The following is a 25,555-nucleotide window of genomic DNA, read 5'->3' on the forward strand; positions in this document are numbered from 1 at the left end:
TCGTGATCAGCCCTGCGGACCATGCCTGCGTCGTGATCAGCCTTGCGGAGCGCGCCACATGGGGTACATCAGCGGCCCGCCGTACGGGAGTCGCAGCGGCGTGCCGTGGTCGGCGAAGCCCAGGCGCCGGTAGAGCTCGCGGCTGCGGGTGCTGCTGGCCTCCAGGTAGGCGGCCTTGCCCTCGCGGTCGCAGCGCTCCAGGACCGGGGTCATCAGCGCGGAGCCCAGACCCTCGCCCTGCCAGTCCGGGTGCACGCCGATCATCCACAGATAGAGGTGCGCCTCGTGGTGCGGGTGGGTTTGCGTGGTGAGCGAGGCGATGAGTTCGATGCGCTCGTTGTACGGGTCGAGGGCGGCGCGCAGCTGCGCGGGGCCGTCGTCCGGCTCGGGCGCCCCGGCCGGGGTGTCCAGCCAGAGCGCGGCGGCGGCACCCTCGTCCGCCAGGTCCACCCGGCCCGCCGCGAGCACCAGATCCGTGAAGGCCCCCATCATGTGCGGATGCACCTGGTCGCGATGGCCCGGGTCCGGGAAGACCCACTGGCTGACCGGGTCGGTCCGGAACGCCTTGTGCAGCACGCCGACCACCACATCCCGGTCCGCTCCGGTCGCCTGCCGTATGTGTACGCCCATGCCCGTCTCCGTCTCCGTATCCCGCAACTGTCTTACGTGATCTTAGAGTTGTCACTGAGGAAGACCCCGGGCACGGCACGCAGGGTTGCCTCATCGACAGAGGAGACGGCTTGGGCGGTACGGGAGACGGCTTGGGCGGCACGCAGACGGGTCCGCCGGAAGTGTCCCGGCGGACCCGTACCCGTACCCCTGCCCCTTCCTCCCCCTCAGTCCCCGGCACCCCGCCCGGGCCTCACCGCGTGCGGCGCGTCACGAACTCCGCGAGCGCCAGCAGCTCATCCGCCGACGCCAGGTCCGGCACCGCCCGTGAGAGGTGGTGCACGGCTCTGGCCATCCGGTCGGCGGCCTGGGTCTGCGCCCAGTCCCGCCCGCCGGCCCGCTCCACGGCGTCGGCGGCGCGACGTACCGCGGAGGCGTCCATGGCGGGAGCCCGGTAGAGCTCAGCCAGTTCGCCGGCGGCGGGCGAACCCGACGCCATCGCCGCCACCACGGGCAGCGACTTCTTGTGGGCGGCCAGGTCGGCACCGGCCGGTTTGCCGGTGTGGGCGGGGTCGCCCCAGATGCCGATCAGGTCGTCGATCAGCTGGAAGGCCAGGCCCGCCTCGCGGCCGAAGGCGTCCATCGCCTCGACCTCCTCGTCCCCGGCCCCCGCGTACAGCGCGCCGAGAGCGCAGGCGCAGCCGAGGAGCGCGCCGGTCTTGGCCTCGGCCATGGTGAGGCACTCGTCGATGGTGACGTCCTGCGGTGCCCGGTTCTCGAACGCGCAGTCCGCCTGCTGGCCCGCGCACAGTTCGATCACGCAGTCGGCGAGCCGGGCGGCGGCCCGTGCGGACGCCGGATGCGGGTCCTCGGCGAGCAGCCGCAGCGACAGGGCGCACAGCGCGTCACCCGCGATGATCGCGTCCGGTATACCGAACACCGTCCAGGCCGTGGGCCGGTTCCTGCGAGTCGGATCCTCGTCGATCACGTCGTCGTGCAGCAGCGTGAAGTTGTGCGCCAACTCCACCGCTGCCGCGGCCCGTACGGCCTCCTTCGGGTCACCGCCGAAGGCCTGGGTGGCGGCCAGTACGAGGGCGGGGCGGATCGCCTTGCCCGCGTTGGCCTCGGTCGGTGTGCCGTCCGCGTGCTCCCAGCCGAAGTGGTACCTGGCGATCCGGCGGATCTGTCCGGGCAACGACTCGACCGTCGCCCTCAGCCGGGGGTTGACGGTCGTCCTGGTGCGCGAGAGGAGACCGGCCGCGCCCTCCGCACCGCCTCCCGGGCTGCCCGTCGCATGGGTCGTGGTCATGGTCAATGCCAACTCCCTCCGTACCAGGGGGTGTTGATTTTCGGCCAACACCCCCTCACACCCCATCCCCCCTCGGGCCGTCCCCTCCTCCCGGTCCGCGCCCCCACGCCCCCGGCCTGCCCCGATTACCTCCAGCGACCGATCTCGACGTTCTCCAGCACGCCGAGCGCGTCCGGCACCAGTACCGCTGCCGAGTAGTAGGCGGTCACCAGGTACGAGATCAGGGCCTGCTCGTCGATGCCCATGAAGCGCACCGAGAGGCTGGGCTCGATCTCGTCCGGGAGGCCGGTCTGGTGCAGGCCGATGACGCCCTGCTCCTCAAGTCCGGTACGCATGCAGATGATCGAGGTCGTACGGGCGTCACTGATCGGGATCTTGCTGCACGGGAAGATCGGGACGCCGCGCCAGGACGGGATGCGGTTGCCCTGGACGTCGATGCTGTCCGGATTGAGGCCCCGCTTGTTGAACTCGCGGCCGATCGCGGCGATCGCCTTCGGGTGCGCCAGGAAGAACTTGTTTCCCCGCCGCCGCGACAGCAGCTCGTCCAGGTCGTCCGGGCTGGGCACGCCGTCGTGCGGCTGGAGGCGCTGATCGAAGTCGCAGTTGGCGAGGAGGCCGAAGTCCTTGTTGTTGACCAGCTCGTCCTCCTGGCGCTCGCGCAGCGCCTCGACGGTGAGCCGCAACTGCTGCTCGGTCTGGTTCATGGGGGTGTTGTAGAGGTCCGCGACCCGGGTGTGGACCTTCAAGACGGTCTGCGCGACAGAGAGTTCGTACTCGCGCGGCGCCGCGTCGTAGTCGACGAAGGTGTGCGGGACCAGGGCTTCGCCGACATGGCCGGCGGAGAGGTCGATGGGCGCCTCGCCGTACTCGTTGGTGCGCTGGCGCGGCAGCTGGCCGACATGGGCGAGATGGTCCCGCAGCGACTCCGCGCGGTCGGCGAGGGTGAGCACGTCGTTCCTGCTCAGGGTCAGTACGGTGCAGGCGGTGGCGGCCTTGGCGGTGTACCGCCAGTGGGCGTCCCCGTCGATCAGGGCCTGGTCGCCGAAGTACGAGCCGTCCGCGAGGACGCCGAGCACCTGATCCTCGCCGTAGGGACCTGAGTTGACCTTCTCCACCCGGCCGTGCGCCAGCAGGTAGACCGTGTCGGCGCTCTCCCCCTGCGTCGCGATCACCTCGCCCGCCGCGAACTCCCGCTGCTCGCAGCGCTGTGCCAGTTCCTGGAGCACGTCGTTGTCGCCGAACGTCCGCAGCGCGGGCAGCTCGCCCAGCTCGGCCGGGATGACGCGCACCTCGCTGCCGGTCTGGACAAAGGTGACCCGCCCGTCACCGACCGAGAAGCTGAGCCTGCGGTTGACCCGGTACGCGCCGCCCTGCACCTGAACCCAGGGCAGCATCCGCAGCAGCCAGCGGGAGGTGATCTCCTGCATCTGCGGGGCGGACTTGGTGGTGGTCGCCAAGTTCCGCGCGGCGGCCGTGCCGAGACTCTGCTGCGGCGCCTGTTGCTCTTCGCGGACTTCGGACCCTGCCTCGACCGACATCTGTCTCCCTTTCACGCCTGCTCTGGATCATGCACTGACCTGCACAAGCAGCCTTTCAGCACGGGGAGTTGCGGCGCCATTACACAAAAGAGTGTGACTAGATCACCGGAGAAGGGGGAACAGCGCGCGACGGGGTTGACCCGGCCACCCCGGAGCCGGCTCCGAACCGCCCCGGGATTCCGCTTCACCGCGTGAGCGGCCTGTGACCGGATTCGGCCAAGGAGCCCCCGATTCCGGACCGCGGCACCAGGTCGCCGGGGGAGACCGCCGCCTGGGACGAGGCGTACTGACCGAGGGCGTCCTGAGCGCCCGCGACCCTGTCCGGATCGGCTCGCACAGTGTGCGAACGGGGTGTAGCGGAGCCGGTTACTCCGGTAGAAGCAGTACACACAGTCACCGGCCCCAGGCCGTGACCGGCTTCCGGACGAGGAGACAGCAGCCATGGCCAACCCGCTCTCCGCCAACGCCTTCCTGACCGCCCTGCGCGCCGAGGGGGTGAGCGTCGTGGAGGTCGGCGACTGGCCCCACCACAACCGCGAGGGCCACGGCCCGTGGGGCCCGGTGCACGGCGTGATGATCCACCACTCGGTCACCCAGGGCACCGACGCCACCGTCCGGATCTGCCGCGACGGGCACGCGAGCCTGCCGGGCCCGCTCTGCCACGGCGTGATCGCCAAGGACGGCCGGGTCCATCTGGTCGGGTACGGGCGGGCCAACCACGCCGGACTCGGCGACGACGACGTACTGCGCGCGATCATCGCCGAGAAGCGCCTCCCGCCGGACAACGAGGCGAACACCGACGGCAACCGGCACTTCTACGGCTTCGAGTGCGAGAACCTCGGCGACGGCCAGGACCCCTGGCCCGAAGCCCAGCTCCTGGCCATCGAACGCGTCTCGGCCGCCCTGTGCCGCGCCCACTCCTGGGGCGCCCGCTCCGTCCTCGGCCACCTCGAATGGCAACCCGGCAAGGTCGACCCCCGAGGCTTCACCATGAACTCCATGCGCGACCGCATCCACAACCGCCTGAAGTAGCCCCTCCCCACCCCCGCCAGCCCCCTTGGGCGCCGGGGCCACCCGCCCCTCCCCACCCCCCCCAGCCCGCTTGGGCGGCGGGGCCGCCCCCCGGGGGCGGAACGGGCGGGCAAGGGGGCGGCCCCCACGGAGTCGCACCCCACCCGCCCCGGCCCACCCCGACCCCGTACCCCCCGCATCCCCACCCCGCACAATGTCCCCGTGCCCCCCACCCCCCACCTCCCCCTCAACCCCACCCTCCCCTCCCCCCTCACCGAGGTGACCGACCCCCACTTCACCCCGCACAAAATCCGCCTCCTCCTCAAACGCGACGACCTGATCCACCCCGACCTCCCCGGCAACAAATGGCGCAAGCTCGCCCCCAACCTCCAAGCCGCCGCCGGCCGCCCCCTCCTCACCTTCGGCGGCGCCTACTCCAACCACCTGCGCGCCACCGCCGCCGCCGGCCGCCTCCTCGGATTCCCCACCCTCGGCCTCGTCCGCGGCGACGAACTCGCCGGCCGCCCGCTCAACGACTCCCTCGCCCGCTGCGCGGCCGACGGAATGCGGCTGCGCTTCCTCTCCCGCTCGGACTACCGCCGCCGCGCCGACCCCGCCTTCCTCGCGGAACTCCTCCCCACCACCCCCTTCCCCGAGGCGTACGTCGTCCCTGAGGGCGGCAGCAACGCCCTCGCCGCCCAGGGCTGCACCGCACTCGGCCACGAACTGCACGGGGTCGCAGACGTGGCCGCCGTGGCCTGCGGCACCGGCGGCACCCTCGCCGGGCTGGCGGCGGGCCTGGCCCCCGGACAGCGCGCGCTCGGCGTTCCGGTTCTCAAGGGCGGCTTCCTGGAGAAGGACGTACGGGCCCTCCAGGACCAGGCCTTCGGCGGCCCGGCCGGCTCCTGGTCCCTCGCCGACGGATTCCACTTCGGCGGCTACGCCCGCACCCCGCCCGAGCTCCTGGACTTCGCGGCCGCCTTCGAGGCCCGCCACGGACTCCCCGTCGAGCGGCTCTACGTGGCGAAGCTGCTGTACGCCCTGTCGGAGCTGACCGCCCGGGGCGCGTTCCCACCCGGCACCCGACTGGTGGCAGTGATCACCGGCCACCCCTGATCACTCTCCGCAACCATCGCGGAAAATCACCACCCGGGCCCGCCGGACCCCCGGCCTCGCACCCCCTAGTCCGCCTCCCGCCACCCCACCGCCTCCTCCAGGTCCAGCCGCCGCAGCAGCACCCGCATCATCTCGTCGTCGATCCGGCGCGCGTCCCGCAGCTCCACGAAGACCGCCCGCTCCGCGTCGATCATTTCGCGCGACAGCCGCCGGTAGGTGGCGTCCGCCGACTCCCCCGTCACCTCGTTGACCGTCCCGAGCCGCTCCCACACCGCGTTGCGCCGCCGCTCCAGGACGGTCCGCAGCCGGTCGGCGAGCGGCCCCGGCAACGCGTTGCGCTCGTCCGCGAGGAGTTCGTCCAGCCGTGCCTGGGCGGCCGTCGAGGCCTCGCTCTGCGCCTGCGCCTCGGCGAGTGTCAGCTCGTACTCATTGCGCTTCGGCAGCTTGAGCGCCCTGATCAGCGGCGCCAGCGTCAGCCCCTGCACGCCGAGCGTGCCGATCACGGTCGTGAACGTCAGGAACAGGATCAGGTTCCGCCCGGGGAACGGCTCCCCGCCCGCCATCAGCGGGATGGAGAAGGCGATGGCCAGCGACACCACCCCACGCATCCCCGCCCAGCCCACGATCACCGGGCCCTTCCAGTTGGTGTCCGGCTCCCGCCGTCTGATCCGCTCGGACAGCCATCGCGGCAGATACGTCGCCGGGAAGACCCACACGAACCGCACCGCCACCACCAGCACGAACACCACGACCGCGTACCCCGCGACGTCCCAGCCCCCGTACGACCCGAGCCCGGCCAGCACCACCGGCAACTGGAGTCCGATCAGCGCGAACACCGTCGATTCCAGGATGAAGGACACCATCTTCCAGACGGCCTCCTCCTGAAGTCTGGTCGCGAAGTCGACCTTCCAGGACTTGTGCCCGAGGTGCAGCGCGACCACCACCACCGCGAGCACCCCGGACGCGCCCACGCGCTCAGCCGTCGCATACGCAACGAAGGGAATCAGCAGGGAGAGGGTGTTCTGCAGGATCGGCTCGCTCAGCCGCATCCGCAGCCAGTGCAGCGGCACCATCAGCAGCAGCCCGACCGCCACCCCGCCCACCGAGGCGACCAGGAACTCCCGTACCCCCTCGCCCCAGCTCGCCCCGGCCCCGACGGCCGCCGCCAGCGCCACCTTGTACGCGGTGATGGCGGTGGCGTCGTTGACCAGCGACTCTCCCTGGAGGATCGCGGTGATCCTCGGCGGCAGCCCGAGCCGCCGGGCGATCGCGGTCGCCGCCACCGCGTCCGGCGGCGCGATCACCGCCCCGAGCACCAGTGCCGAGGTCAGCGGCAGCCCCGGCACCAGCAGGCTCACCAGCCACCCCACCAGGACGGTCGCGAACAGCACGTACCCCACCGACAGAAAGGCGACGGGCCGCAGATTGGCCCGCAGGTCCAGGTACGAGCTCTCCAGCGCCGCGGTGTGCAGCAGGGGCGGCAGCAGCAGCGGCAGCACGATGTGCGGGTCGAGCGTGAAGTCCGGCATTCCCGGCACGAAGGAGGCGGCGATGCCGACCGCGACGAGCAGCAGCGGCGCCGGAATCGGGGTCCGCCTGGCCATTCCGGCGACGGCCGCGCTGCCGGCGACCATGGCCAGCAGGGGAGTTGCATCCATCGGTGGGGGCCCCGTCCCTGTTCTCGGTGGGCGGAGCGGCGCCGTACGCCCGCCACGGCCTCGGACGGCCGGGGCGGCGCGGGGCCGCATCATGAACAATGGACAGCATGAGCGACTGCCCGCACGTCGAGAAGCTGCCGCACCCGGAGCCGGACCCGCAGAGCGACACCTGCCTCGAATGTCTGGCCATCGGCGCACACCCTGTCCAGCTGCGGATCTGTTTGGAGTGCGGTCACGTCGGCTGCTGCGACTCCTCGCCGGGCCGGCACGCGACGGACCACTTCACCGCCACCGGCCACCCGGTGATGCGCAGCTTCGAACCCGGTGAGAGCTGGCGCTGGTGCTTCGTCGACGGTGTGATCGTCTGAGCAGGGCGGCGGAGCGGTTTTCGAAGGGGCCGCAGTGATTCGGAACGACGGACCCTGGGTACGTCAACACCTCACCGGTACCGTCCAATTGAGCTCCGCACGACCCTAGCCACTTTCCGTACTCGCATGCCTACCATGAGTGACCGTGCGTCGGGCAGGGGGCCTGGCGACACGGACCAGCGGATCGCGATAGCGTCACCGGCGATAGACGTATCAGACGTACCGCTTGTGCCACTTGGAGGTGAGGGTGTCCCCTATCGCAGGCGAGCCCGGGAACCAGGACTTCGTGGAGGTCCGGCTGCCCGCTGCGGGTGCCTACCTGTCGGTGCTGCGTACGGCCACGGCCGGTCTCGCAGCGCGTTTGGACTTCACCCTCGACGAGATCGAGGACTTGCGCATCGCGGTCGACGAGGCCTGCGCGATCCTGCTCCAGCAGGCCGTGCCGGGTTCCGTCCTCAGCTGTGTGTTCCGGCTCGTGGACGACTCACTCGAAGTGACGGTCACGGCCCCCACCACCGACGGACGCGCCCCCGAGCGCGACACCTTCGCGTGGACGGTGCTCTCCGCACTCGCCGGCAAGGTCGACGCGACCGTGGCCGACGACCGTACGGTCAGCATCAGCCTGTACAAACAGCGCGGCGCGGGACCCGGTCCGGCGTGAACGGGAGTGGGCCGGTGCGGGACGACGAGCGCAGTCAGCGGGCGCTTAACAAGATTCCTGAGCAGCAGGCCCGCCCGCATCCGGTGGACGGCGGCGGCGCGGCGTACGAGGCTGCACAGAAAACCGGCGAAGCCCCCGCGAACAAGGCGGGCGACGCCGGTACGGCGGCAGAGGCTCAGGCGCGGCAGGCAGCGGAGCGGGCGGCGGACCAGATGAGCGACGAGCACACAGTTCCCGATGACCACAAGGTTCCCGACGAGCATGCGGCTCCCGGGGAAGCACGGCCCGAGGCGGTGCGGCCCCAGGAGGCGCGGCCTCGGACGGTGCAGCCCCAGGAGGTGCACAAGGAGCGCGAGGACCGCGATCTCCCGCACAATCCGCGGGACCGCAGCGGCGCCCGGGCTCTCTTCATCGAGCTGCGCGAACTGCCCGACGGCTCCACCGAGAAGGCGGCGCTGCGCAACCGGCTGGTGCAGATGCACCTGCCGCTGGTCGAGCACCTGGCGCGGCGCTTCCGCAACCGCGGCGAGCCGCTGGACGACCTGACCCAGGTGGCCACCATCGGGCTGATCAAGTCGGTCGACCGGTTCGACCCGGAGCGCGGCGTCGAGTTCTCGACGTACGCCACTCCGACGGTCGTCGGCGAGATCAAGCGCCACTTCCGCGACAAGGGCTGGGCGGTACGGGTCCCCCGCCGCCTCCAGGAGCTGCGGCTCTCGCTCACCTCGGCGACCGCCGAGCTCTCCCAGCAGCACGGCCGCTCACCGACCGTGCACGAGCTGGCCGAGCGCCTGGCGATCTCCGAGGAAGAGGTACTGGAGGGCCTGGAGTCGGCCAACGCGTACTCCACGCTGTCCCTGGACGTCCCCGACACGGACGACGAGTCCCCGGCGGTCGCGGACACCCTGGGCGCGGAGGACGTGGCCCTTGAGGGCGTCGAGTACCGCGAGTCCCTCAAGCCGCTCCTGGAGGACCTGCCCCCGCGAGAGAAGCGAATTCTTCTCCTCCGCTTCTTCGGGAACATGACCCAGTCCCAGATCGCCCAGGAGGTCGGCATCTCCCAGATGCACGTCTCCCGGCTCCTGGCCCGCACGCTGGCGCAGCTGCGAGAGCGCCTGCTGGTCGAGGAGTAGCAGCCGGCCGGGGCGCAGCGCCCCTTTGCCGTACGGGGTCCGAGCCGCGCCACTCAGGCGCCGCGCGGGCCCCTTTTGATGCCCAGGGCGTCCACGACGGCGGGGTTCAGCAGGAGGACCAGCGAGGCGATCGCGAGGGCGGCGAGGGCGATTCCGGACGGGATCGCCCAGGAGGCGTCGGTGGTGAGCAGCGTGTAGGCGACCGGCAGCGCCATCAGCTGGGTGATCACGGCGGGGCCGCGGCTCCAGCTCCTGCGCAGCCGCAGACCGTTCGCGGCGAGCAGCGGCAGCGCGGCCAGCGCGATCAGGGTGAGTCCGCCCATCTCGGCCTGCTCCGGGCGGTCGGGGCTGCCGAAGAGCCCCATCACGAGCATGTATCCCCCGACGGCGACCAGCGCCAGCCCTTCCACCGCCACCAGCGCGGCAGCGGCCCCCAGGCGTGCGGGGCGGGGCTCCTTGGGGTGCGGCACGGACGTCTGCATCGACTCATCACTCACCCTTGCAGGGTAACGGCCGTCTGTTCGCCCGGTTCGGCCCCCTTGCCGCCGTCGCGCCGCCCGCCCCCACACCGCCCGCCCCGCTCCCCGGCGACGTGCCCTCGCACGGACGGCCGGTAATCTGCACCTCATGCGCGCACTCCTCGTGGTCAATCCAGCCGCCACCACCACCAGTGCCCGCACCCGGGACGTCCTGATCCACGCTCTCGCCAGCGAGATGAAGCTGGAGACGGTCACCACGGAGTACCGCGGACACGCCCGGGACCTCGGCCGCCGGGCAGCCGACAGCGAGGACATCGAACTGGTTGTCGCCCTGGGCGGCGACGGCACCGTCAACGAAGTCGTGAACGGGCTGCTGCACAACGGACCCGACCCCGACCGCCTTCCCGGATTCGCCGTCGTTCCCGGTGGTTCCACCAATGTGTTCGCGCGCGCACTCGGCCTTCCCAATGACGCCGTAGAAGCGACCGGCGCCCTTTTGGACGCGCTGCGTACCGGAAGCGAACGCACAGTGAGCCTCGGCCTCACAAAGGGCGTACCGGGAACGGAGGACGAAGCAGTTCCGGAACGCTGGTTCACTTTCTGCGCCGGACTGGGATTCGACGCCGGAGTCATCGGCCGGGTGGAGCAGCAACGCGAACGCGGAAAACGCTCAACCCACGCCCTTTATCTGCGCCAGGTGGTACGGCAGTTCCTCGACGAGCCGCACCGCCGGCAGGGCGTGATCACTCTGGAGCGCCCCGGCCACGACCCGGTGACGGACCTGGTCCTGTCGATAGTCTGCAACACCTCCCCCTGGACCTACCTGGGAAATCGTCCGTTGTACGCCTCCCCCGAGGCGTCCTTCGAAACCGCCCTGGACGTGCTCGGTCTGAGCAGACTTTCCACCCCCGCGGTCACCCGCTACGCCACCCAGTTGCTGACCTCGACCCCCGAGCGCGGTCCACACGGTAAGCACGCGGTAACGCTTCATGACCTCACGGACTTCACCTTGCATTCGAAGGTCCCACTGCCCCTTCAAATGGACGGTGACCACCTTGGGTTGCGTACGAGCGTCGCGTTCACAGGCGTTCGCCGTGCACTGCGTGTGATTGTGTGAGTGGAAGGGCCTAAAGTCCTTTATCTCGAACGTACGGACTGCCATCCACCCCATGGAAGTACGGCTGTGACCTACCCGACACCGAGGAATCAAAAAAAACTTCTCGGAAGGGGTTGTATCCGCCGTCGAGGTTTGCGAGTCTCTTCATGGCGATCGGGACGGCCCGCAACACCGGCCTCCCTGAGAACCAGAATCCCTCCTCACGCACAGGACCACAACCGGTGTCGTATGTCACTGGAAGTCGGCCCTTCCCTCGTGAAGGGATTCGTGAAAGCGTTCACATTCACAAGCAACGTGCATGTCACAAGGAGAGGTAGCAGCCATGGACTGGCGTCACAACGCCGTTTGTCGTGAGGAAGACCCGGAGCTGTTCTTCCCCATCGGCAACACCGGTCCTGCGCTGCTGCAGATCGAGGAAGCCAAGGCCGTCTGCCGCCGCTGCCCCGTCATGGAGCAGTGCCTGCAGTGGGCGCTCGAGTCCGGCCAGGACTCGGGTGTCTGGGGTGGCCTCAGCGAGGACGAGCGCCGCGCAATGAAGCGCCGTGCCGCTCGCAACCGGGCGCGCAACGCGACCGCCTGACCCACCCTGCTTCGAGCCTGAGCTCGGCGGCGCATACAGCGCGTATGCAGTCACCGCCCCCGAATCGCAGCGCGCAGTACCCCCCAATGCGCAGTAACGCGTGAGCAGTTGAGCCCCGGACCGTCACCTCGGTCCGGGGCTCTTCGCTGTGCTGGATGAATACTTTTGCGTCCCCTCGGTTAACTGTGCGGGTAACTGGCCTGCCAGGAAGGCCAGTTACCCGGGTACGTCGCCCACTTCTGCGGGTACGTCGCCTACTTCTGCGGCCGTACCGGTATGTCCAGCACCACCCGGGTGCCGCGCTCGGGGCCCGGGACCATGTCGAAGGTGCCGCCCAACTCGCCCTCCACCAGGGTCCGGACGATCTGGAGTCCGAGGTTTCCGGTCCGCTGCGGGTCGAAGCCGTCGGGGAGTCCGCGCCCGTCGTCGAGCACGGTGATCAGCAGTCGCGCCTCCGCCGACGTACCGCCGCGCAGCGCCGAGACCTCCACGGTCCCCTCGTCGCCCTGGCCGAACGCGTGCTCCAGGGCGTTCTGCAGAATCTCCGTCAGCACCATGGAGAGCGGAGTGGCGACCTCCGCGTCCAGGATTCCGAAGCGTCCGGTGCGCCGGCAGACCACCTTGCCCGGTGAGATCTCCGCCACCATCGCCAGCACCCGGTCCGCGATCTCGTCGAACTCGACCCGCTCGTCCAGGTTCTGGGACAGCGTCTCGTGCACGATCGCGATCGAACCGACGCGCCGCACCGCCTCGTTGAGGGCCTCACGGCCCTGCTCGGAGTCCATCCTTCGGGACTGGAGTCTCAGCAGGGCGGCCACCGTCTGGAGGTTGTTCTTCACCCGGTGGTGGATCTCCCGGATGGTGGCGTCCTTGGTGATCAACTCCCGCTCGCGGCGGCGGAGTTCGGTGACGTCGCGGCAGAGGACCAGGGAGCCGATCCGGGTCCCCTTGGGCTTGAGCGGGATGGCGCGCAGCTGGATCACTCCCCCGCTGCCCTCGACCTCGGTCTCGCGCGGGGCGTAGCCGCTGGCCAGCTTGACCAGGGCTTCGTCGACCGGGCCGCGGGACGGGGCGAGTTCGGCGGTGGCCCGGCCGAGGTGGTGGCCGACCAGGTCGGAGGCGAGGCCCAGGCGGTGGTACGCGGAGAGGGCGTTGGGGCTGGCGTACTGCACGATCCCCTCGGCGTCGAGCCGGATCAGGCCGTCGCCGACGCGCGGGGAGGCGTCCATGTCGACCTGCTGGCCGGGGAACGGGAAGGAACCCGCGGCGATCATCTGGGCGAGGTCGGAGGCGCTCTGGAGGTACGTCAGTTCCAGGCGGCTGGGGGTGCGGACGGTGAGCAGGTTGGTGTTGCGGCCGATGACGCCCAGGACGCGGCCCTCGCGGCGTACCGGAATGGACTCGACCCGTACCGGCACCTCCTCGCGCCACTCGGGGTCGCCCTCGCGCACGATCCGGCCCTCGTCCAGGGCGGCGTCGAGCAGCGGACGCCGTCCGCGCGGGACCAGATGTCCCACCATGTCGTCGTGGTACGAGGTCGGTCCGGTGTTGGGGCGCATCTGCGCGACGGACACATAGCGGGTGCCGTCGAGGGTAGGGACCCACAGCACCAGGTCGGCGAAGGACAGGTCGGAGAGCAGCTGCCACTCCGAGACCAGCAGGTGGAGCCACTCAAGGTCGGACTCACTGAGGGCGGTGTGCTGGCGGACGAGATCGTTCATGGAGGGCACGCTCATGAACATACCCGTAACCTCATGGACAACCGGTGGTGCGCATCCCATAGACAGGGGTTAGTGGTCTAGTCCACAATGGCCGGGCAAAAGAACTTCATCCTCCCCGCACAGGAGGATGAATCCGGAGGATCGCGCGCTCTCTGCCCTGACTGCGCCCGCTCCTCCACACGGCCGGAGGCACCGCACACCGTCGGCCGATGCAACTCCGGGCTGCGGTGCCGGGTGGGCTGAGGGTCCCGCCGGGCGCCGTGGCCCGCGGGTCTGTGTCCGCCCGGGCGGCAACCCCGGACCCCCGGCCGTGAGTCCTCCGGCCGCGACCTCTCCGGCCGTGAGAGCCTGTGTCTAAACCCTCCGGCCCGCTCGGCCTCCACGGCCCCCTCGGCCTTCTACGGCCAGGCGCGCATCGCCAGGGCCGCCACCGCCTCCAGCTCCTCCTTGGTCGCCCCGTCACGGGCCTGCTGGGACATGCCCTGGAGTACGGCGCCGGAGAAGCGGGCCAGTGAGGTCGCATCGGTATCGGCGGGCAGTACGCCGGCGGCGATGTCGGCGCGGATGCGGGACTCGAAGGCGGCCAGGGCGGCGTTGCGGCGCTCGCGCAGGGACTGCTCCACCTCGGCCGTCGCGCAGTTGGTGGCGGCGGAGATCATCAGGCAGCCGCGCGGGTGGGCCGGGTCGGTGTACTCGGTGGCGGCCTCGTGCAGCAGGCGGCCCAGTGCGGCGCGGGCGGTGGGTTCCTCGGTCAGGGCGCGGGTGCTGAAGGCCCCGTGCGTCTCGGCGTAGGCGCTCACCACTTCGGCGAAGAGGGCCTTCTTGTCGCCGAAGGCCGCGTACAGGCTGGGTGCGCCGATGCCCATCACACGAGTCAGGTCGGCGACCGAGGTCGGCTCGTAGCCGTGCTCCCAGAACGCCAGGGTGGCTTTCTCCAGGGCCGCCCCGCGGTCGAAGGACCGGGGCCGCCCGCGCTGCTTGGTTGCCATGCCCGCAATTCTATAACGCTCGCTAGCTATCTGATACGTTTCTTTCTGTAGCGACCGCTAGAGAACACGATCGGCGAAAGAGGGGGGCGTAGCCATGAGCACGCTCAAGCGACTTGAGGGCAGGACAGCACTGGTCACCGGGGGCAGCCGGGGCATCGGCCGGGGCATCGCCGAACGGCTCGGCCGGGACGGGGCGCGGGTAGGGGTGCACTACGGCAGCAACGAGGTGGCCGCCAAGGAGGTCGTCGCCGCGATCGCGGCGGCCGGGGGTTCGGCCTTCACGCTCGGCCAGGAGCTGTCGGCTCCGGGGGCGGCCGAGGCACTGTGGGAGGAGTTCGACCGGCACGCGGACGGGCTGGACATCCTGGTCAACAACGCGGGCATCGGGGCCTCCGAACCGTTCGAGTCGATCGGCGAGGACGACTTCGACCGGCTCTTCGCCGTGAACGTCAGAGCGCCGTTCTTCCTGGCTCAGCAGGGGGCACGGCGGCTGCGCGACGGGGGCCGGATCATCAATATCTCCACCGGGCTGGCGCACGCCGCCGCGATGCCCGAACTCATCGCCTACGCCATGAGCAAGGGCGCCCTGGAGGTCTTCACCCGGGATCTGTCCAAAACGCTCGGCCCGCGCGGGATCACCGTCAACTCGGTGGCCCCCGGCATCGTCGACACGGATGTGAACGCCAGTTGGCTGCGGGCAAGTGACGAGGCGTGGGCCGGAGCGGCGGCGCTCTCCGCGCTGGGCCGGGTCGGCACGCCGCAGGACATCGCCGACGTGGTGGCCTTCGTGGCCTCCGACGACGCACGCTGGGTGACCGGCCACTGGATCGACGCCACCGGCGGGTCGCTGAGCTGACCGGGCGGGCACGCATGAGGCAGGGGAAGGCGGGGAGGTGGCGACAGGGAGGTGGTTCCCGAGGTGCCGGGGGGCGCTTCCCGGTCGACCATGAGGGGGACGGAAAAATTCAGCGGATCGCCGTCCTCGCGACCGGTCGAAGGGCAGGTGAGGACGGGCCTCCTCTGCTAGATTGGTCTATACCACAGATCATTTTCGCCCCCACATCTCTCCCTCCCAGATAGGCAGGCATCAGCGTGGAAGTTGTCATCGTTCCGGACGCCAAGGCGGGCGGCGAGCTCATCGCGCAGAGCATCGTGAACCTGCTGGGCCACAAGCCCGACGCCCTGCTCGGTGTGGCCACAGGGTCGTCCCCGCTGCCCATCTACCAGGCGCTGACCGCCAAGGTGACGGCGGGCGAGGTGGATGTCTCCCGCGCCCGTATCTGCCAGCTGGACGAGTACGTGGGTCTGCCGGTCGGGCACCCCGAGTCGTACCGGGCGACGGTGCTGCGGGAGGTCGTGGAGCCGCTCGGGCTGACCGAGTCCTCGTTCTTCGGGCCCGACGGGTCGACCGAGGACGTGCAGGCGGCGGTCGAGGCGTACGACAAGGCGCTCAGCGACGCCGGCGGTGTGGACCTCCAGCTGCTGGGGATCGGGACCGACGGGCACATCGGCTTCAACGAGCCGTGCTCGTCGCTCGCCTCGCGCACCCGCATCAAGACCCTGACCCAGCAGACCATCGACGACAACGCGCGCTTCTTCGACGGCGACACCGCCCAGGTCCCGCGCCATGTCATCACCCAGGGCATCGGCACCATCCTGGACGCTCGCCACCTGGTGCTGCTGGCCACCGGCGAGGGCAAGGCCGAGGCGGTCGCGCAGACCGTGGAGGGCCCGCTCTCCGCGCTCGTACCGGCGTCCGCCCTTCAGCTGCACCCGCACGCGACGGTCGTCGTGGACGAGGCGGCGGCCTCCAAGCTGAAGCTGGCCGACTACTTCCGCCACACCTACGCGAACAAGCCGGTGTGGCAGGGGCTGTAAGCCTCTTGCTGGACAAGCCTCCTGCTGGACAGCTGGGTCCGAACACCGGCTGCTGACGGCGAAGGGCCGGGCATCCCCCCCGAGGATGCCCGGCCCTTCGCCGTACCAAAGACGGTCAGCGACCGGTGATCGCCTCGGCGGCCGCCTGGCCGCAGACGCGGGCCGCGCCGTGCGTGGCCACGTGCAGCGCACCGCGCGGGGTGGACTGCGGGACGCCCATCTCGACCACCACGGTGTCCGGGCGCGCGGCCAGGAGTGCGTCGAGGGCGGCGGCCATCCACGGGTGACGGTGCTCGTCGCGCACGACGGCGACGACACGACGCTCCCCGGCGGCGGCCAGCACGGACTCGGCGGAGCCCGTGGAGGCGTCGAAGGTGCCGGTCTCGGTACCCGGGAGGAGCCGCGCCAGGTCGGCGGCGACGCCCCACGGGGTCTCGTCACCGACCGCGATGTTCGCGACCGGGGTGAACGCGGCGACGTACGGGGCGGAAGTGACCTCGGTGGCACCCGGGGCGCGGGTGACGCACACCGCGCGGCGGGCCGCGGTCAGACCGACCTCGCGGTCCCGGCCCGTGCGGTCGGCGGCGGTGACGATGCGTTCGCGGACGATCTCGTTGCCGGGCGCGGTCCCCTCCTGCACTGCCGCGCCCGGCCCCGAAGTCCGGGCCGTCTGCGTCCACGCGGCCAGGGCGCGAACCCGGGCAGCCGCATCGGCCAGCCGCTCCTGTGGCAGTTCACCGGAGCGGACCGCCTGCACCAGCGCATCGCGCAGCCGCAGAACGGTCTCCTCGTCGGCGAGTCCGCCACCCACGCAGATCGCGTCGGCGCCGGCGGCGATCGCCAGGACGGAGCCGCGCTCGATTCCGTACGTCGCGGAGATGGCCTGCATCTCCATGCCGTCCGTGATGATCAGCCCCTGGTAGCCCAGCTGCTCGCGCAGCAGACCGGTGAGGATCTGCGGACTGAGAGTCGCGGGACGGGTGGGGTCGAGCGCAGGGAGAAGAATATGCGCACTCATGACCGATTTGGAACCCGCGGCGATCGCGGCCCGGAAAGGCACCAGCTCACGGGCGTGCAGTGTGTCCAGGTCCACATCGATGCGGGGCATGTCGTGGTGCGAGTCCACGCTGGTGTCGCCGTGGCCGGGGAAGTGCTTGGTGCAGGCGGCGACGCCCGCGGCCTGGAGTCCCTCGATGTACGCGGCGGTGTGCCGGGCGACCAGGAGCGGGTCGGCGCCGAACGAACGTACGCCGATGACCGGGTTCTTCGGGTCGGAGTTGACGTCGGCCGACGGTGCCCAGTTGAGGTTGACGCCGCACTCGGCGAGGCGCAGGCCCAGCTCGCGGGCCACGTCCCGGGTGAGGGCCGTGTCGTCGACGGCGCCGAGCGCGAGGTTGCCGGGGAAGGAGGAACCTCCGCGCACCTCCAGCCGCGTGACATCTCCGCCCTCTTCGTCGATGGCGACCAGGACGTCGTCCCGCTCGGCCCGCAACTGGGCGGTGAGCGCGGCGAGTTGCTCGGGGGAGGCGATGTTGCGACCGAACAGGCCGACCGAGGAGAGGCCTTCACCCACACTGCGCAGCAGCCAGTCGGGGGCGGAGGTGCCGGTGAAGCCGGGCTGGAGGACGGCGAGGGCGTCACGGGTGAGGGTGTCCGTGGTGCCGCTTACGAGCGTCGTCATGGAGCGTTATCCCTTCACAGCGCCGGCCGTCAGACCCGCGGCCATCTTGCGCTGGACGATGAGGAAGAGGATCACGATGGGCACGGCCATCATGGTGGAACCGGCCATCATCGGCGCGTACTCGGTGCCCTGCTTGGTGGTGAAGTTGCTGAGCCAGACCGTGGCGGTCTGGTTCTGCTGGCTCATCAGCATCAGGGCGTACAGGTACTCGTTCCAGGCCTGGATGAAGCCGTAGACGGAGGTCGCGACGATGCCCGGGGCCAGCAGCGGGAAGACGACGCGCATGAAGGCGGAGGTGCGGGTGCAGCCGTCGACCATGGCCGCCTCCTCCAGCTCCTTGGGGATGTTGACGATGAAACCGCGCAGCGTCCACACCGTGAAGGGCAGGATGAAGGTCAGGTACGTGATGATCAGGCCCGAGAGCTTGTCGTACTGACCCAGGTCGTTGAGTAGCAGGAAGACCGGGATGATCATGGCGACCAGCGGCACCATCTGGACCGCGAGGATGCCGACGATGACGGCCTTGCGGCCCCTGAAGGCGAACCGCGAGATGGCCAGGGCGGCCAGCAGGCCGACCAGGATGCCGACGATCACGACGACCAGCGAGACGATCAGGCTGCGCCCGACCGGACCCCAGAAGTCGGAGACCTCGAACGCCCGGGAGAAGTTGTCCAGGGTGAAGTCGACCGGGAAGAAGTGCGGGTTGGGGTCGATCGCGTCCTTGGCGGGCTTGAACGCGGTGTTCAGCATCCAGTAGACGGGGAACCCGGCGGTCACGAAGACCAGCAGGCCGATCAGGTTCCAGCCCAGCTTGCTCTTCCTGCGGCGCGGCCTGGCGACCTTCTTGGCAGGCCCGGAGGGCTTGGCGGGCTGGGCGGGGGCGTGGGCGGGAGCCGCTGAGGTCGAGGTCACTCCACCTCTCCGATCTTGAGCATCTGGCGCATGTAGACGGCGACGACGCCGAGCAGGAGCAGGACGGTGACCAGCGCGATGGCCGAGCCGCCGGAGTAGTCGTTGACGACGAATGCCTTGTCGTACGAGTACGTGGTGAGCAGCTGGAACTCGGCCTCGGGGTGGCCGTTGCGCATCACGAAGACCTGGGGGAAGACGCCCATGTCCCAGATGAGCGAGAGGGTCGTCAGCATCACGATGATCGGCTTGAGGATCGGCAGCGTGACGTACCGGAAGACCTTGATCGCCCCGGCGCCGTCGAGGCGGGCCGCCTCCTCCAGCTCCTTGGGGACCTGGGTGAGTCCGGCGCCGAGGGTGATGACCACGAACGGCACCGCGCCCCAGACCACCAGCAGCATGATGACGGCGAGGCCCTGGGGGCCGCTGGCGAACCAGTTGTGGCCGCTCATGTCGACGCCGGGAAGCTTGTCGATGAGGTAGTTCAGGACGCCGTAGTCGGTGTCGAACATCCACTTGAAGACGGTGGTGGAGACGACGATCGGCATGCCCCAACTGGCGATGAGGGCAACGTTGATGAGGATCTTGACCCAGCCGGAAACCTTCTGCAGCAGCAGCGCGATGGCCATGCCGATGACCATCGTGAAGATGACCGCGCCGCCGGCGAACAGGATCGTGCGGACCACGACGGCCCAGAACTCACTGTCGGAGAAGAGCTTGGCGAAGTTCGCGAAGCCGACCGACTCGGTGTCCTTGAAACCCCAGAGCTGGGACTTGCCGAAGTCCTGGAAAGCGAGGGTGACCAGGCGGACCAGCGGATATCCGAGGACCAGGACCAGGACCAGGAGGCAGGGGGCGAGCAGGGCCCAGGGCGCTGCCGCTCCACCGTTCCTTCCCTTGCGGCCCGGCTGTTTCCCGGGGGTGCCGGCCGTGCCCGGCGAGGGTGCCTGCCGCGACGGCGGCACCTTGGCGGTGGTTGTCTCTGCGGCACTCATCGCGCGCTCCTCAGCGATCCCTCTCGTACAACTGCATTCGTGCCGTGCCGCGTCCCGCAGGGGAAGCTCCCACTCCCCTTCGGGAGCTCTCCCGGGTGGGACGTGGCACACCGGGACGGGCCCGGCACGGGCAGGCGGCAGGGCCCCGCCGTGCGGCGGAGCCCTGCCTCAGGGCCTGTGCCCGGACCCCGCGGGGTCCGGGCACAGGCCCCGGGAGGTCACTTGGTGTTGATGACCTTGTCCATCGCGGCGTCGGCGACCTTGGCCGCGTCGGCGACGGACTTCTTGCCGGTGCCGATCTCCTGGAGCATGGTCTTGAGGACCTGCGCCTTCTCGATCTGGCCCCAGCCCGGCGCCATCGGCACGAACCAGGAGGACTCGGCCGCGGTGGCCGGGACGACCGTCTTCGGGTCCTGCTTCAGCGGCGCGAGGTCCGTCTTGTTGTTCGGCAGGTTGCCCTTGGCGGCGAGGACCTTCTGGCCGTCCTTGCCGGTGAAGGCGTTGATCCACTCGGCAGCGGCTTCCTGCGCCTTGGACTTGGCCGGGACGGCCAGGTCCGAGCCGCCGAGGAAGACCGGCATGGCCTTGCCGGACGGGCCGGGCATCACGAAGTTCTCAAGCTTGGTGTCGAGCTTGCCGACCTTGTCGTTCTCCTTGAGGGCGGCGGTCGCACCCTCCCAGCCGGCGCCGAAGATCATGCCGGCGTTGCCCTGGCCGAAGACGACCGGACGGTCGGACTCGTCCTTGGTCTTGTCGGCCTTCATGTAGGTGTCGAGCACCTTCTTGTACTCGTTGAGGCCCTTCTGGGACTCCGGCGAGGAGAGGTTGGCCTTGAACTTGCCGCCCTCCTCCTTCGCGATGGAGCCGCCCGCCTCGTACACGAAGGACATCGCCGCGTACCAGTCCGGCGACGGCTGGTACCAGCCGCTGAACTTGGCGCCCTTCTTCTGCTGCATCTTGTCGAGGGCGGCGGTCAGCTCCTGGTACGTCTTGGGAGCGGCCTTCACACCAGCCTCGGCGGCGATGTCCTTGCGCCAAGTGCCCACGCGGCCACCGGCGTAGTAGGGGACGCCGTACGTCTTGCCCTCGTACGTCACGGAGGCCTTGAGGCCGTCCAGCCACTGGTCCGAAGCGTCGAACTTCTTCGGGTCGACCTCGGCGAAGGCGCCGGTGGCGATGTAGCTGAGCATCTCGGTGTTGCCCATCTCGACCACGTCGGGGGCGTTGTCCGTGGCGAGCACGGCGTCGAGCTTGGCGTTCTTGTCCGGCCAGCCGTAGTACTCGTGCTTGATCTTGATGCCGGGGATCTTCTTGGTGACCGCGTCGTCCGCGGCCTTGACCAGCTCCGGCCAGTTCTTCTGGGCATCGACCGTCAGCCAGACGGTGAGTTCCTTGGTGTCGGCCGCCTTCTCGCCGCCACCGGCCTTCTTGGTGTCGGAACCACACGCCGCGACACTGACCAACATGCCGGCGACGCCAATCGCCGCGATGAGCTTGCGCTTCATTACGCCACTCTCCTGCTCAGGGATGCCTGAAAACCCCTGGCCCACCGCGAGGACTACGCACGAAGTACGGCCTGTGGGACCGGGACCTGGTCTTTAATGGTTTAGACCAGTAGCTGGAGCTTGGCCTAGACCTTTTGGGGTGTCAAGGGTGTGTAAGACGACTCGATGTGTCCGTTACCGGACCGACACCTGTCCCCGCCCAAGAACTCTCAAGAGCCTCTGTGGCCACCGCGTTCACGGGCCACGCGGTGTATAAGAAGGAATCGCGCGGAGCCCGAGCCCCGCGCGGCGGACCGTGCCACCATCCATGACAGACGGAGAAGCCGGTGACGGCAGCAGCGCAGGAACCGGGAAGGCGGACCAGCATGACCACCGACGGGGGATCCACGGCAAGCGCGGGCAGCGTGGACAGCACGGAAGGCGTCGGACGTGCGGAAGGCCTCGGACGTACGGGAAGCCTCGGACGTACGGGAAGCCTCGGCGGCACGGAAAGCCTCGGACGTACGGGAAGCACGGAGAGCAGCGCGGCCATGGACACCACCGACACCCCCGCGGTCACCGGGAACGAGCCGACCGCCCCCACCGGCGCACCCACCCGGACCGCCCGCGTCCCCAAGTACTACCGCCTGAAAAGGCACTTGCTCGACATGACGGAGACGCTGCCGCCCGGCACCCCGGTGCCCCCCGAGCGCACCCTGGCCGCCGAGTTCGACACCTCCCGCACCACCGTCCGCCAGGCACTCCAGGAACTGGTCGTCGAGGGCCGCCTGGAGCGCATCCAGGGCAAGGGCACCTTCGTCGCCAAGCCGAAGGTCTCGCAGTCCCTGCAACTCACCTCGTACACCGAGGACATGAGGGCCCAGGGCCTCGAACCCACCTCGCAGCTCCTGGACATCGGGTACGTCACCGCCGACGACACCCTCGCCGGGCTGCTCGACATCACCGCCGGCGGCCGCGTACTGCGCATCGAGCGACTGCGTCTGGCCAGCGGCGAGCCGATGGCGATCGAGACAACTCACCTGTCGGCCAAGCGATTTCCGGCGCTGCGCCGCTCGCTGGTGAAGTACACCTCGCTCTACACCGCGCTGGCCGAGGTCTACGACGTACGCCTCTCGGAGGCCGAGGAGACCATCGAGACCTCGCTGGCGACCCCGCGCGAGGCGGGACTGCTGGGCACCGACGTCGGGCTGCCGATGCTGATGCTCTCGCGCCACTCGCTGGACCGGAACGGCGAGCCGGTGGAGTGGGTGCGGTCGGTCTACCGCGGCGACCGGTACAAGTTCGTGGCCAGGCTTCAGCGGCCGCAGGACTGACCCGCGATCAGAGGACACACTCCCGAAGAGGGGCCGCAGGGCACAAATGCGGCCCCTTCGGCATGCCCGGTCCCGGCGCAGGCGCGGAGATCCGCCCAGGTGCGCGGGAGGGCCGAGGGGTGCGCTCCCGGCCGTGGTCCAGCAGTTTCCGGCCAGCCGAGCGGTCTGGACCATTGACCCGGACCGGGCCGCTCCGCAGGATCGGGGCGCCAGGTGGCCACCGGCACCCACGCGGCCCGACACGGGCCGCACCTGCGCGAATTCCCCGAAAGGTGCGTCAACCCATGAGGAACAAGGCGAAGTTGGCGGCGGTGACCGTCGCGGGCGGACTGCTCGCCGCCACCATGTCCACCTCGGCGCTCGCCGCCGGCGGCCCCACCAACCTGTCGGGCAAGGGGTGCCCGTCGTCCTACACCAACACCTCCGGCGGGGTGACCTGGATCCAGTCCCTGAAGAGCAAGACCCAGTCCTCCACCCAGCGTTGGTACGGCCTCTACTACGTCTACTACAAGAAGCCGAACACCGGTGAGCACATCAAGCAGCCCAACCGCGAGTACGTCTGCTGGTAGCCGCCGCACCCCCGGGCGCGGCCGGCCGCCGCCCACCCCGCCAAGTTGACGCCGGTACGTCGCTGACCTGCGGTGGTTGCCCCGTGTCCGTACCGATATGCGGACAGGGGGTTACGCGGCGCGGTCACAGCCCCTAGATTTCGCGCACGTCACAGGATGATCGCGCGCGAGGGGACGGACCATCATGGCAGAGCCGAGACAGACAGCCGGGACAGCAGGGGACGGGGCCCCGGAAACCGGGGCCCCGTCCGCACCCGCGCGCAAACTTTCGCCGAAGTCCGTGGCGATCTGGACGCTGGTGGCGCTCGTCGGCGCGGCCGGCTGGGCGGTGCTCGCCCTCTCGCGCGGCGAGGAGGTGTCGGCCGCCTGGATGCTGGCCGCGGCCCTCGGCTCGTACGCCATCGGCTACCGCTTCTACTCGAAGTTCATCGCGAACCGGGTCCTCAAGGTCGACAAGACCCGGGCCACCCCGGCCGAGCGCCTCAACGACGGCGTGGACTTCCACCCCACCGACCGCCGGGTCCTGTTCGGCCACCACTTCGCGGCCGTCGCCGGCGCGGGTCCGCTGGTCGGTCCGGTCCTTGCGGCCCAGATGGGATATCTGCCGGGCACCCTCTGGATCGTGGCGGGCGTGATCTTCGCGGGCGCCGTCCAGGACATGGTGACCCTCTTCTTCTCCACCCGCCGGGACGGCCGTTCGCTCGGCCAGATCGCGCGGGACGAGATCGGTGTGGTCGGCGGCGCGGCCGCGCTGATCGCCGTGTTCGCCATCATGATCATCCTGCTCGCGGTCCTCGCGCTGATCATCGTGAACGCGCTCGCCGAGTCGCCCTGGGGTGTCTTCTCCATCGCGATGACCATCCCGATCGCCCTCTTCATGGGCATCTACCTGCGGGTGCTGCGGCCCGGCCGGGTCAGTGAGATCTCGCTGATCGGCGTCGTCCTGCTGCTGCTCGCGATCATCGCGGGCGGCTGGGTCGCCGAGTCCTCCTGGGCGGAGACCTTCACGCTGGAGCCCGGCACGCTGGTCATCTACATGGTGATCTACGGATTCCTGGCGTCCGTACTGCCGGTGTGGCTGCTGCTCGCCCCGCGCGACTACCTCTCCACCTTCATGAAGGTCGGCACCATCGGTCTGCTGGCCGTCGGCGTCCTCATCGCGATGCCCACCCTGAAGATGGACGGCATCACCAAGTTCGCGACCAGCGGCACCGGACCGGTCTTCGCGGGCTCGCTCTTCCCGTTCGTCTTCATCACCATCGCCTGTGGTGCGCTCTCCGGCTTCCACGCCCTGATCTCCTCGGGGACCACCCCGAAGATGATCCAGAAGGAGACCCAGATCCGCACGATCGGCTACGGCTCCATGCTGGTCGAGTCGTTCGTCGCGATCATGGCGCTGATAGCCGCCTGCATCATCGACCCGGGTCTGTACTTCGCGGTCAACGCGCCCGCAGGTGTGGTCGGCGACACCGTGCAGGCCGCCTCACAGGCGGTCGGCAACCTCGGATTCTCCATCTCTCCCGACGCGTTGGCGCAGGCCGCCAAGGACGTCGAGGAGGCCAGCCTGCTGCACCGGACGGGAGGCGCGCCGACCTTCGCGCTCGGCCTCTCGGAGATCTTCTCGGCGGCCTTCGGCGGCGCCGCGCTCAAGGCCTTCTGGTACCACTTCGCGATCATGTTCGAGGCGCTGTTCATTCTGACGACGCTGGACGCGGGTACCCGGGTCGGCCGGTTCATGCTCCAGGACATGCTGGGCAACGTCTACAAGCCGTTCAAGAACGTCAGCTGGAAGCCGGGCGTCTGGATCGCCAGCGCCATCGTGGTCTTCGCCTGGGGCTACTTCCTCTGGGTCGGCGTGCACGACCCGCTGGGCGGCATCAACCAGCTCTTCCCGCTCTTCGGCATCGCCAACCAGCTGCTGGCCGCCGTCGCGCTCGCGGTCTGCACCACGCTGCTGATCAAGTCGGGACGTCTCAAGTACGCCTGGGTGACGGCCGTTCCGCTGCTCTGGGACGTCGCGGTGACCCTCACCGCCAGCTGGCAGAAGATCTTCTCCGCCGACCCCCGGGTGGGCTTCTTCGCCCAGCGCGACGTCTACCAGAGCGCGCTCGACAAGGGCCTCGACAAGGTCGGACTCGCCAAGAACCGCGAGCAGATGGAGACCATCGTCACCAACTCCACGGTGGACGGTGTCCTTTCGATCCTCTTCGCCGTCCTCATCGTGGTCGTCCTCTTCGAGGCCTGCCGCGCCTGCCTCAAGGCGATCCGCAACCCCGGGGGCGTCAAGGTCAGCGAGACCCCGTACGTCAAGTCGGAAATCGTCGCCCCGGCCTCCCTCTTCGCCACCAAGGAGGAGAAGGCGGAACTGGCCGCCGCCGGCGCGGACAGCCCGGCCAGGACCGGGAGTACGGTGTGA

At 69.8% G+C, this 25,555-nt stretch carries 23 protein-coding genes; 12 read left to right on the top strand and 11 right to left on the bottom strand.

Features of this window, described 5'->3' with window-relative positions; genetic code table 11:
* Positions 1-36: 36 nt before the first annotated feature.
* The 3 genes from ACIA73_RS05550 to ACIA73_RS05560 form a co-directional block, all read right to left on the bottom strand.
* On the bottom strand, positions 37-630 hold the full coding sequence (locus ACIA73_RS05550) for a GNAT family N-acetyltransferase (protein WP_399436985.1): 594 nt from the start codon (positions 628-630) through the stop codon (positions 37-39).
* Between the two features lie 232 nt (positions 631-862).
* On the bottom strand, positions 863-1,918 hold the full coding sequence (locus tag ACIA73_RS05555; RefSeq protein ID WP_399436986.1) for a family 2 encapsulin nanocompartment cargo protein polyprenyl transferase: 1,056 nt from the start codon (positions 1,916-1,918) through the stop codon (positions 863-865).
* Positions 1,919-2,043: 125 nt separating this feature from the next.
* Entirely contained in the window at positions 2,044-3,456 is a 1,413-nt protein-coding gene (locus ACIA73_RS05560) for a family 2B encapsulin nanocompartment shell protein (RefSeq protein WP_399436987.1), read from the bottom strand.
* A gap of 441 nt (positions 3,457-3,897) precedes the next feature.
* On the opposite strand from ACIA73_RS05560, the gene ACIA73_RS05565 reads away from it, so the two are divergent.
* Both ACIA73_RS05565 and ACIA73_RS05570 read left to right on the top strand, forming a co-directional pair.
* Positions 3,898-4,488, top strand: a complete 591-nt coding sequence (locus ACIA73_RS05565) for an N-acetylmuramoyl-L-alanine amidase (RefSeq protein WP_399436988.1) — start codon at positions 3,898-3,900, stop codon at positions 4,486-4,488.
* Between the two features lie 201 nt (positions 4,489-4,689).
* Positions 4,690-5,583: a 1-aminocyclopropane-1-carboxylate deaminase/D-cysteine desulfhydrase gene (locus ACIA73_RS05570; protein ID WP_399436989.1), complete on the top strand. Its 894-nt coding sequence runs from the start codon at positions 4,690-4,692 to the stop codon at positions 5,581-5,583.
* A 65-nt stretch (positions 5,584-5,648) separates the two neighbouring features.
* On the opposite strand, the gene ACIA73_RS05575 is transcribed toward ACIA73_RS05570, so the two are convergent.
* Complete coding sequence (locus ACIA73_RS05575; protein WP_399436990.1) at positions 5,649-7,241, bottom strand: Na+/H+ antiporter; 1,593 nt, start codon at positions 7,239-7,241, stop codon at positions 5,649-5,651.
* A 107-nt stretch (positions 7,242-7,348) separates the two neighbouring features.
* On the opposite strand from ACIA73_RS05575, the gene ACIA73_RS05580 reads away from it, so the two are divergent.
* The 3 genes from ACIA73_RS05580 to ACIA73_RS05590 all read left to right on the top strand — a co-directional run bounded on the left by ACIA73_RS05580 (position 7,349) and on the right by ACIA73_RS05590 (position 9,403).
* A complete protein-coding gene (locus tag ACIA73_RS05580; RefSeq protein ID WP_399436991.1) occupies positions 7,349-7,609 on the top strand; it encodes a UBP-type zinc finger domain-containing protein in 261 nt (86 codons plus the stop codon).
* Positions 7,610-7,856: 247 nt separating this feature from the next.
* Positions 7,857-8,270, top strand: coding sequence for an anti-sigma regulatory factor (locus ACIA73_RS05585; RefSeq protein WP_185032869.1), 414 nt, complete (start codon positions 7,857-7,859; stop codon positions 8,268-8,270).
* A gap of 14 nt (positions 8,271-8,284) precedes the next feature.
* A complete protein-coding gene (locus tag ACIA73_RS05590; RefSeq protein WP_399436992.1) occupies positions 8,285-9,403 on the top strand; it encodes an RNA polymerase sigma factor SigF in 1,119 nt (372 codons plus the stop codon).
* A gap of 53 nt (positions 9,404-9,456) precedes the next feature.
* Here ACIA73_RS05590 and ACIA73_RS05595 read toward each other — a convergent pair whose 3' ends face one another.
* The gene (locus ACIA73_RS05595; RefSeq protein WP_399437459.1) at positions 9,457-9,885 is read right to left on the bottom strand and encodes a hypothetical protein; all 429 of its coding nucleotides are present in this window, start codon (positions 9,883-9,885) and stop codon (positions 9,457-9,459) included.
* A gap of 145 nt (positions 9,886-10,030) precedes the next feature.
* Here ACIA73_RS05595 and ACIA73_RS05600 point away from each other — a divergent pair, with 145 nt between their 5' ends.
* A complete protein-coding gene (locus tag ACIA73_RS05600; protein ID WP_399436993.1) occupies positions 10,031-10,999 on the top strand; it encodes a diacylglycerol/lipid kinase family protein in 969 nt (322 codons plus the stop codon).
* 322 nt (positions 11,000-11,321) lie between these two features.
* Positions 11,322-11,579, top strand: a complete 258-nt coding sequence (locus tag ACIA73_RS05605; RefSeq protein WP_004937597.1) for a WhiB family transcriptional regulator — start codon at positions 11,322-11,324, stop codon at positions 11,577-11,579.
* 254 nt (positions 11,580-11,833) lie between these two features.
* Here the strand turns inward: ACIA73_RS05605 and ACIA73_RS05610 are convergent, their stop codons facing one another.
* Together ACIA73_RS05610 and ACIA73_RS05615 are read right to left on the bottom strand one after the other, a co-directional pair.
* On the bottom strand, positions 11,834-13,300 hold the full coding sequence (locus tag ACIA73_RS05610) for a sensor histidine kinase (RefSeq protein WP_399436994.1): 1,467 nt from the start codon (positions 13,298-13,300) through the stop codon (positions 11,834-11,836).
* A 398-nt stretch (positions 13,301-13,698) separates the two neighbouring features.
* Positions 13,699-14,289 (bottom strand): TetR/AcrR family transcriptional regulator, encoded by a 591-nt coding sequence (locus tag ACIA73_RS05615; RefSeq protein ID WP_399436995.1) that lies wholly within the window; start codon positions 14,287-14,289, stop codon positions 13,699-13,701.
* A 94-nt stretch (positions 14,290-14,383) separates the two neighbouring features.
* Here ACIA73_RS05615 and ACIA73_RS05620 point away from each other — a divergent pair, with 94 nt between their 5' ends.
* Entirely contained in the window at positions 14,384-15,145 is a 762-nt protein-coding gene (locus ACIA73_RS05620) for an SDR family oxidoreductase (RefSeq protein ID WP_399436996.1), read from the top strand.
* 236 nt (positions 15,146-15,381) lie between these two features.
* On the top strand, positions 15,382-16,167 hold the full coding sequence (gene nagB / locus ACIA73_RS05625) for a glucosamine-6-phosphate deaminase (RefSeq protein ID WP_399436997.1): 786 nt from the start codon (positions 15,382-15,384) through the stop codon (positions 16,165-16,167).
* Positions 16,168-16,282: 115 nt separating this feature from the next.
* Here nagB and ACIA73_RS05630 read toward each other — a convergent pair whose 3' ends face one another.
* The 4 genes from ACIA73_RS05630 to ACIA73_RS05645 all read right to left on the bottom strand — a co-directional run bounded on the left by ACIA73_RS05630 (position 16,283) and on the right by ACIA73_RS05645 (position 21,257).
* Complete coding sequence (locus ACIA73_RS05630; protein WP_399436998.1) at positions 16,283-17,848, bottom strand: glycoside hydrolase family 3 protein; 1,566 nt, start codon at positions 17,846-17,848, stop codon at positions 16,283-16,285.
* A 6-nt stretch (positions 17,849-17,854) separates the two neighbouring features.
* Complete coding sequence (locus tag ACIA73_RS05635) at positions 17,855-18,760, bottom strand: carbohydrate ABC transporter permease (protein ID WP_399436999.1); 906 nt, start codon at positions 18,758-18,760, stop codon at positions 17,855-17,857.
* Positions 18,757-19,752, bottom strand: coding sequence for a carbohydrate ABC transporter permease (locus tag ACIA73_RS05640; RefSeq protein ID WP_399437000.1), 996 nt, complete (start codon positions 19,750-19,752; stop codon positions 18,757-18,759). The genes ACIA73_RS05635 and ACIA73_RS05640 overlap by 4 nt, the downstream gene beginning before the upstream one ends.
* Positions 19,753-19,970: 218 nt before the next feature.
* Entirely contained in the window at positions 19,971-21,257 is a 1,287-nt protein-coding gene (locus ACIA73_RS05645) for an extracellular solute-binding protein (RefSeq protein WP_399437001.1), read from the bottom strand.
* Between the two features lie 530 nt (positions 21,258-21,787).
* On the opposite strand from ACIA73_RS05645, the gene ACIA73_RS05650 reads away from it, so the two are divergent.
* The 3 genes from ACIA73_RS05650 (at position 21,788) to ACIA73_RS05660 (ending at position 25,555) form a co-directional block, all read left to right on the top strand.
* Positions 21,788-22,570 carry a GntR family transcriptional regulator gene (locus ACIA73_RS05650; protein ID WP_399437460.1) on the top strand — a complete coding sequence of 261 codons (783 nt, stop codon included), beginning with the start codon at positions 21,788-21,790 and terminating at the stop codon, positions 22,568-22,570.
* A gap of 284 nt (positions 22,571-22,854) precedes the next feature.
* Positions 22,855-23,139 (top strand): hypothetical protein, encoded by a 285-nt coding sequence (locus ACIA73_RS05655; RefSeq protein ID WP_399437002.1) that lies wholly within the window; start codon positions 22,855-22,857, stop codon positions 23,137-23,139.
* A 184-nt stretch (positions 23,140-23,323) separates the two neighbouring features.
* Positions 23,324-25,555, top strand: a complete 2,232-nt coding sequence (locus ACIA73_RS05660; RefSeq protein WP_399437003.1) for a carbon starvation CstA family protein — start codon at positions 23,324-23,326, stop codon at positions 25,553-25,555.

Origin of the sequence: Streptomyces sp. NPDC051561 (assembly GCF_044454195.1) — a bacterium.
Lineage (GTDB): Bacteria > Actinomycetota > Actinomycetes > Streptomycetales > Streptomycetaceae > Streptomyces.

What these genes read in the sequence shown, in the direction of transcription:
- ACIA73_RS05620 (WP_399436996.1), top strand. Translation starts at nt 14,384, where the DNA reads ATGAGCACGCTCAAGCGACTTGAGGGCAGGACAGCACTGGTCACCGGG.
- ACIA73_RS05595 (WP_399437459.1), bottom strand. Translation starts at nt 9,885, where the DNA reads ATGCAGACGTCCGTGCCGCACCCCAAGGAGCCCCGCCCCGCACGCCTG.
- ACIA73_RS05650 (WP_399437460.1), top strand. Translation starts at nt 21,788, where the DNA reads ATGGACACCACCGACACCCCCGCGGTCACCGGGAACGAGCCGACCGCC.
- ACIA73_RS05575 (WP_399436990.1), bottom strand. Translation starts at nt 7,241, where the DNA reads ATGGATGCAACTCCCCTGCTGGCCATGGTCGCCGGCAGCGCGGCCGTC.
- ACIA73_RS05565 (WP_399436988.1), top strand. Translation starts at nt 3,898, where the DNA reads ATGGCCAACCCGCTCTCCGCCAACGCCTTCCTGACCGCCCTGCGCGCC.
- ACIA73_RS05660 (WP_399437003.1), top strand. Translation starts at nt 23,324, where the DNA reads ATGGCAGAGCCGAGACAGACAGCCGGGACAGCAGGGGACGGGGCCCCG.
- ACIA73_RS05605 (WP_004937597.1), top strand. Translation starts at nt 11,322, where the DNA reads ATGGACTGGCGTCACAACGCCGTTTGTCGTGAGGAAGACCCGGAGCTG.
- ACIA73_RS05655 (WP_399437002.1), top strand. Translation starts at nt 22,855, where the DNA reads ATGAGGAACAAGGCGAAGTTGGCGGCGGTGACCGTCGCGGGCGGACTG.
- ACIA73_RS05560 (WP_399436987.1), bottom strand. Translation starts at nt 3,456, where the DNA reads ATGTCGGTCGAGGCAGGGTCCGAAGTCCGCGAAGAGCAACAGGCGCCG.
- ACIA73_RS05645 (WP_399437001.1), bottom strand. Translation starts at nt 21,257, where the DNA reads ATGAAGCGCAAGCTCATCGCGGCGATTGGCGTCGCCGGCATGTTGGTC.
- ACIA73_RS05640 (WP_399437000.1), bottom strand. Translation starts at nt 19,752, where the DNA reads ATGAGTGCCGCAGAGACAACCACCGCCAAGGTGCCGCCGTCGCGGCAG.
- ACIA73_RS05630 (WP_399436998.1), bottom strand. Translation starts at nt 17,848, where the DNA reads ATGACGACGCTCGTAAGCGGCACCACGGACACCCTCACCCGTGACGCC.
- ACIA73_RS05550 (WP_399436985.1), bottom strand. Translation starts at nt 630, where the DNA reads ATGGGCGTACACATACGGCAGGCGACCGGAGCGGACCGGGATGTGGTG.
- ACIA73_RS05555 (WP_399436986.1), bottom strand. Translation starts at nt 1,918, where the DNA reads ATGACCACGACCCATGCGACGGGCAGCCCGGGAGGCGGTGCGGAGGGC.
- ACIA73_RS05580 (WP_399436991.1), top strand. Translation starts at nt 7,349, where the DNA reads ATGAGCGACTGCCCGCACGTCGAGAAGCTGCCGCACCCGGAGCCGGAC.
- ACIA73_RS05615 (WP_399436995.1), bottom strand. Translation starts at nt 14,289, where the DNA reads ATGGCAACCAAGCAGCGCGGGCGGCCCCGGTCCTTCGACCGCGGGGCG.
- ACIA73_RS05610 (WP_399436994.1), bottom strand. Translation starts at nt 13,300, where the DNA reads ATGAACGATCTCGTCCGCCAGCACACCGCCCTCAGTGAGTCCGACCTT.
- ACIA73_RS05600 (WP_399436993.1), top strand. Translation starts at nt 10,031, where the DNA reads ATGCGCGCACTCCTCGTGGTCAATCCAGCCGCCACCACCACCAGTGCC.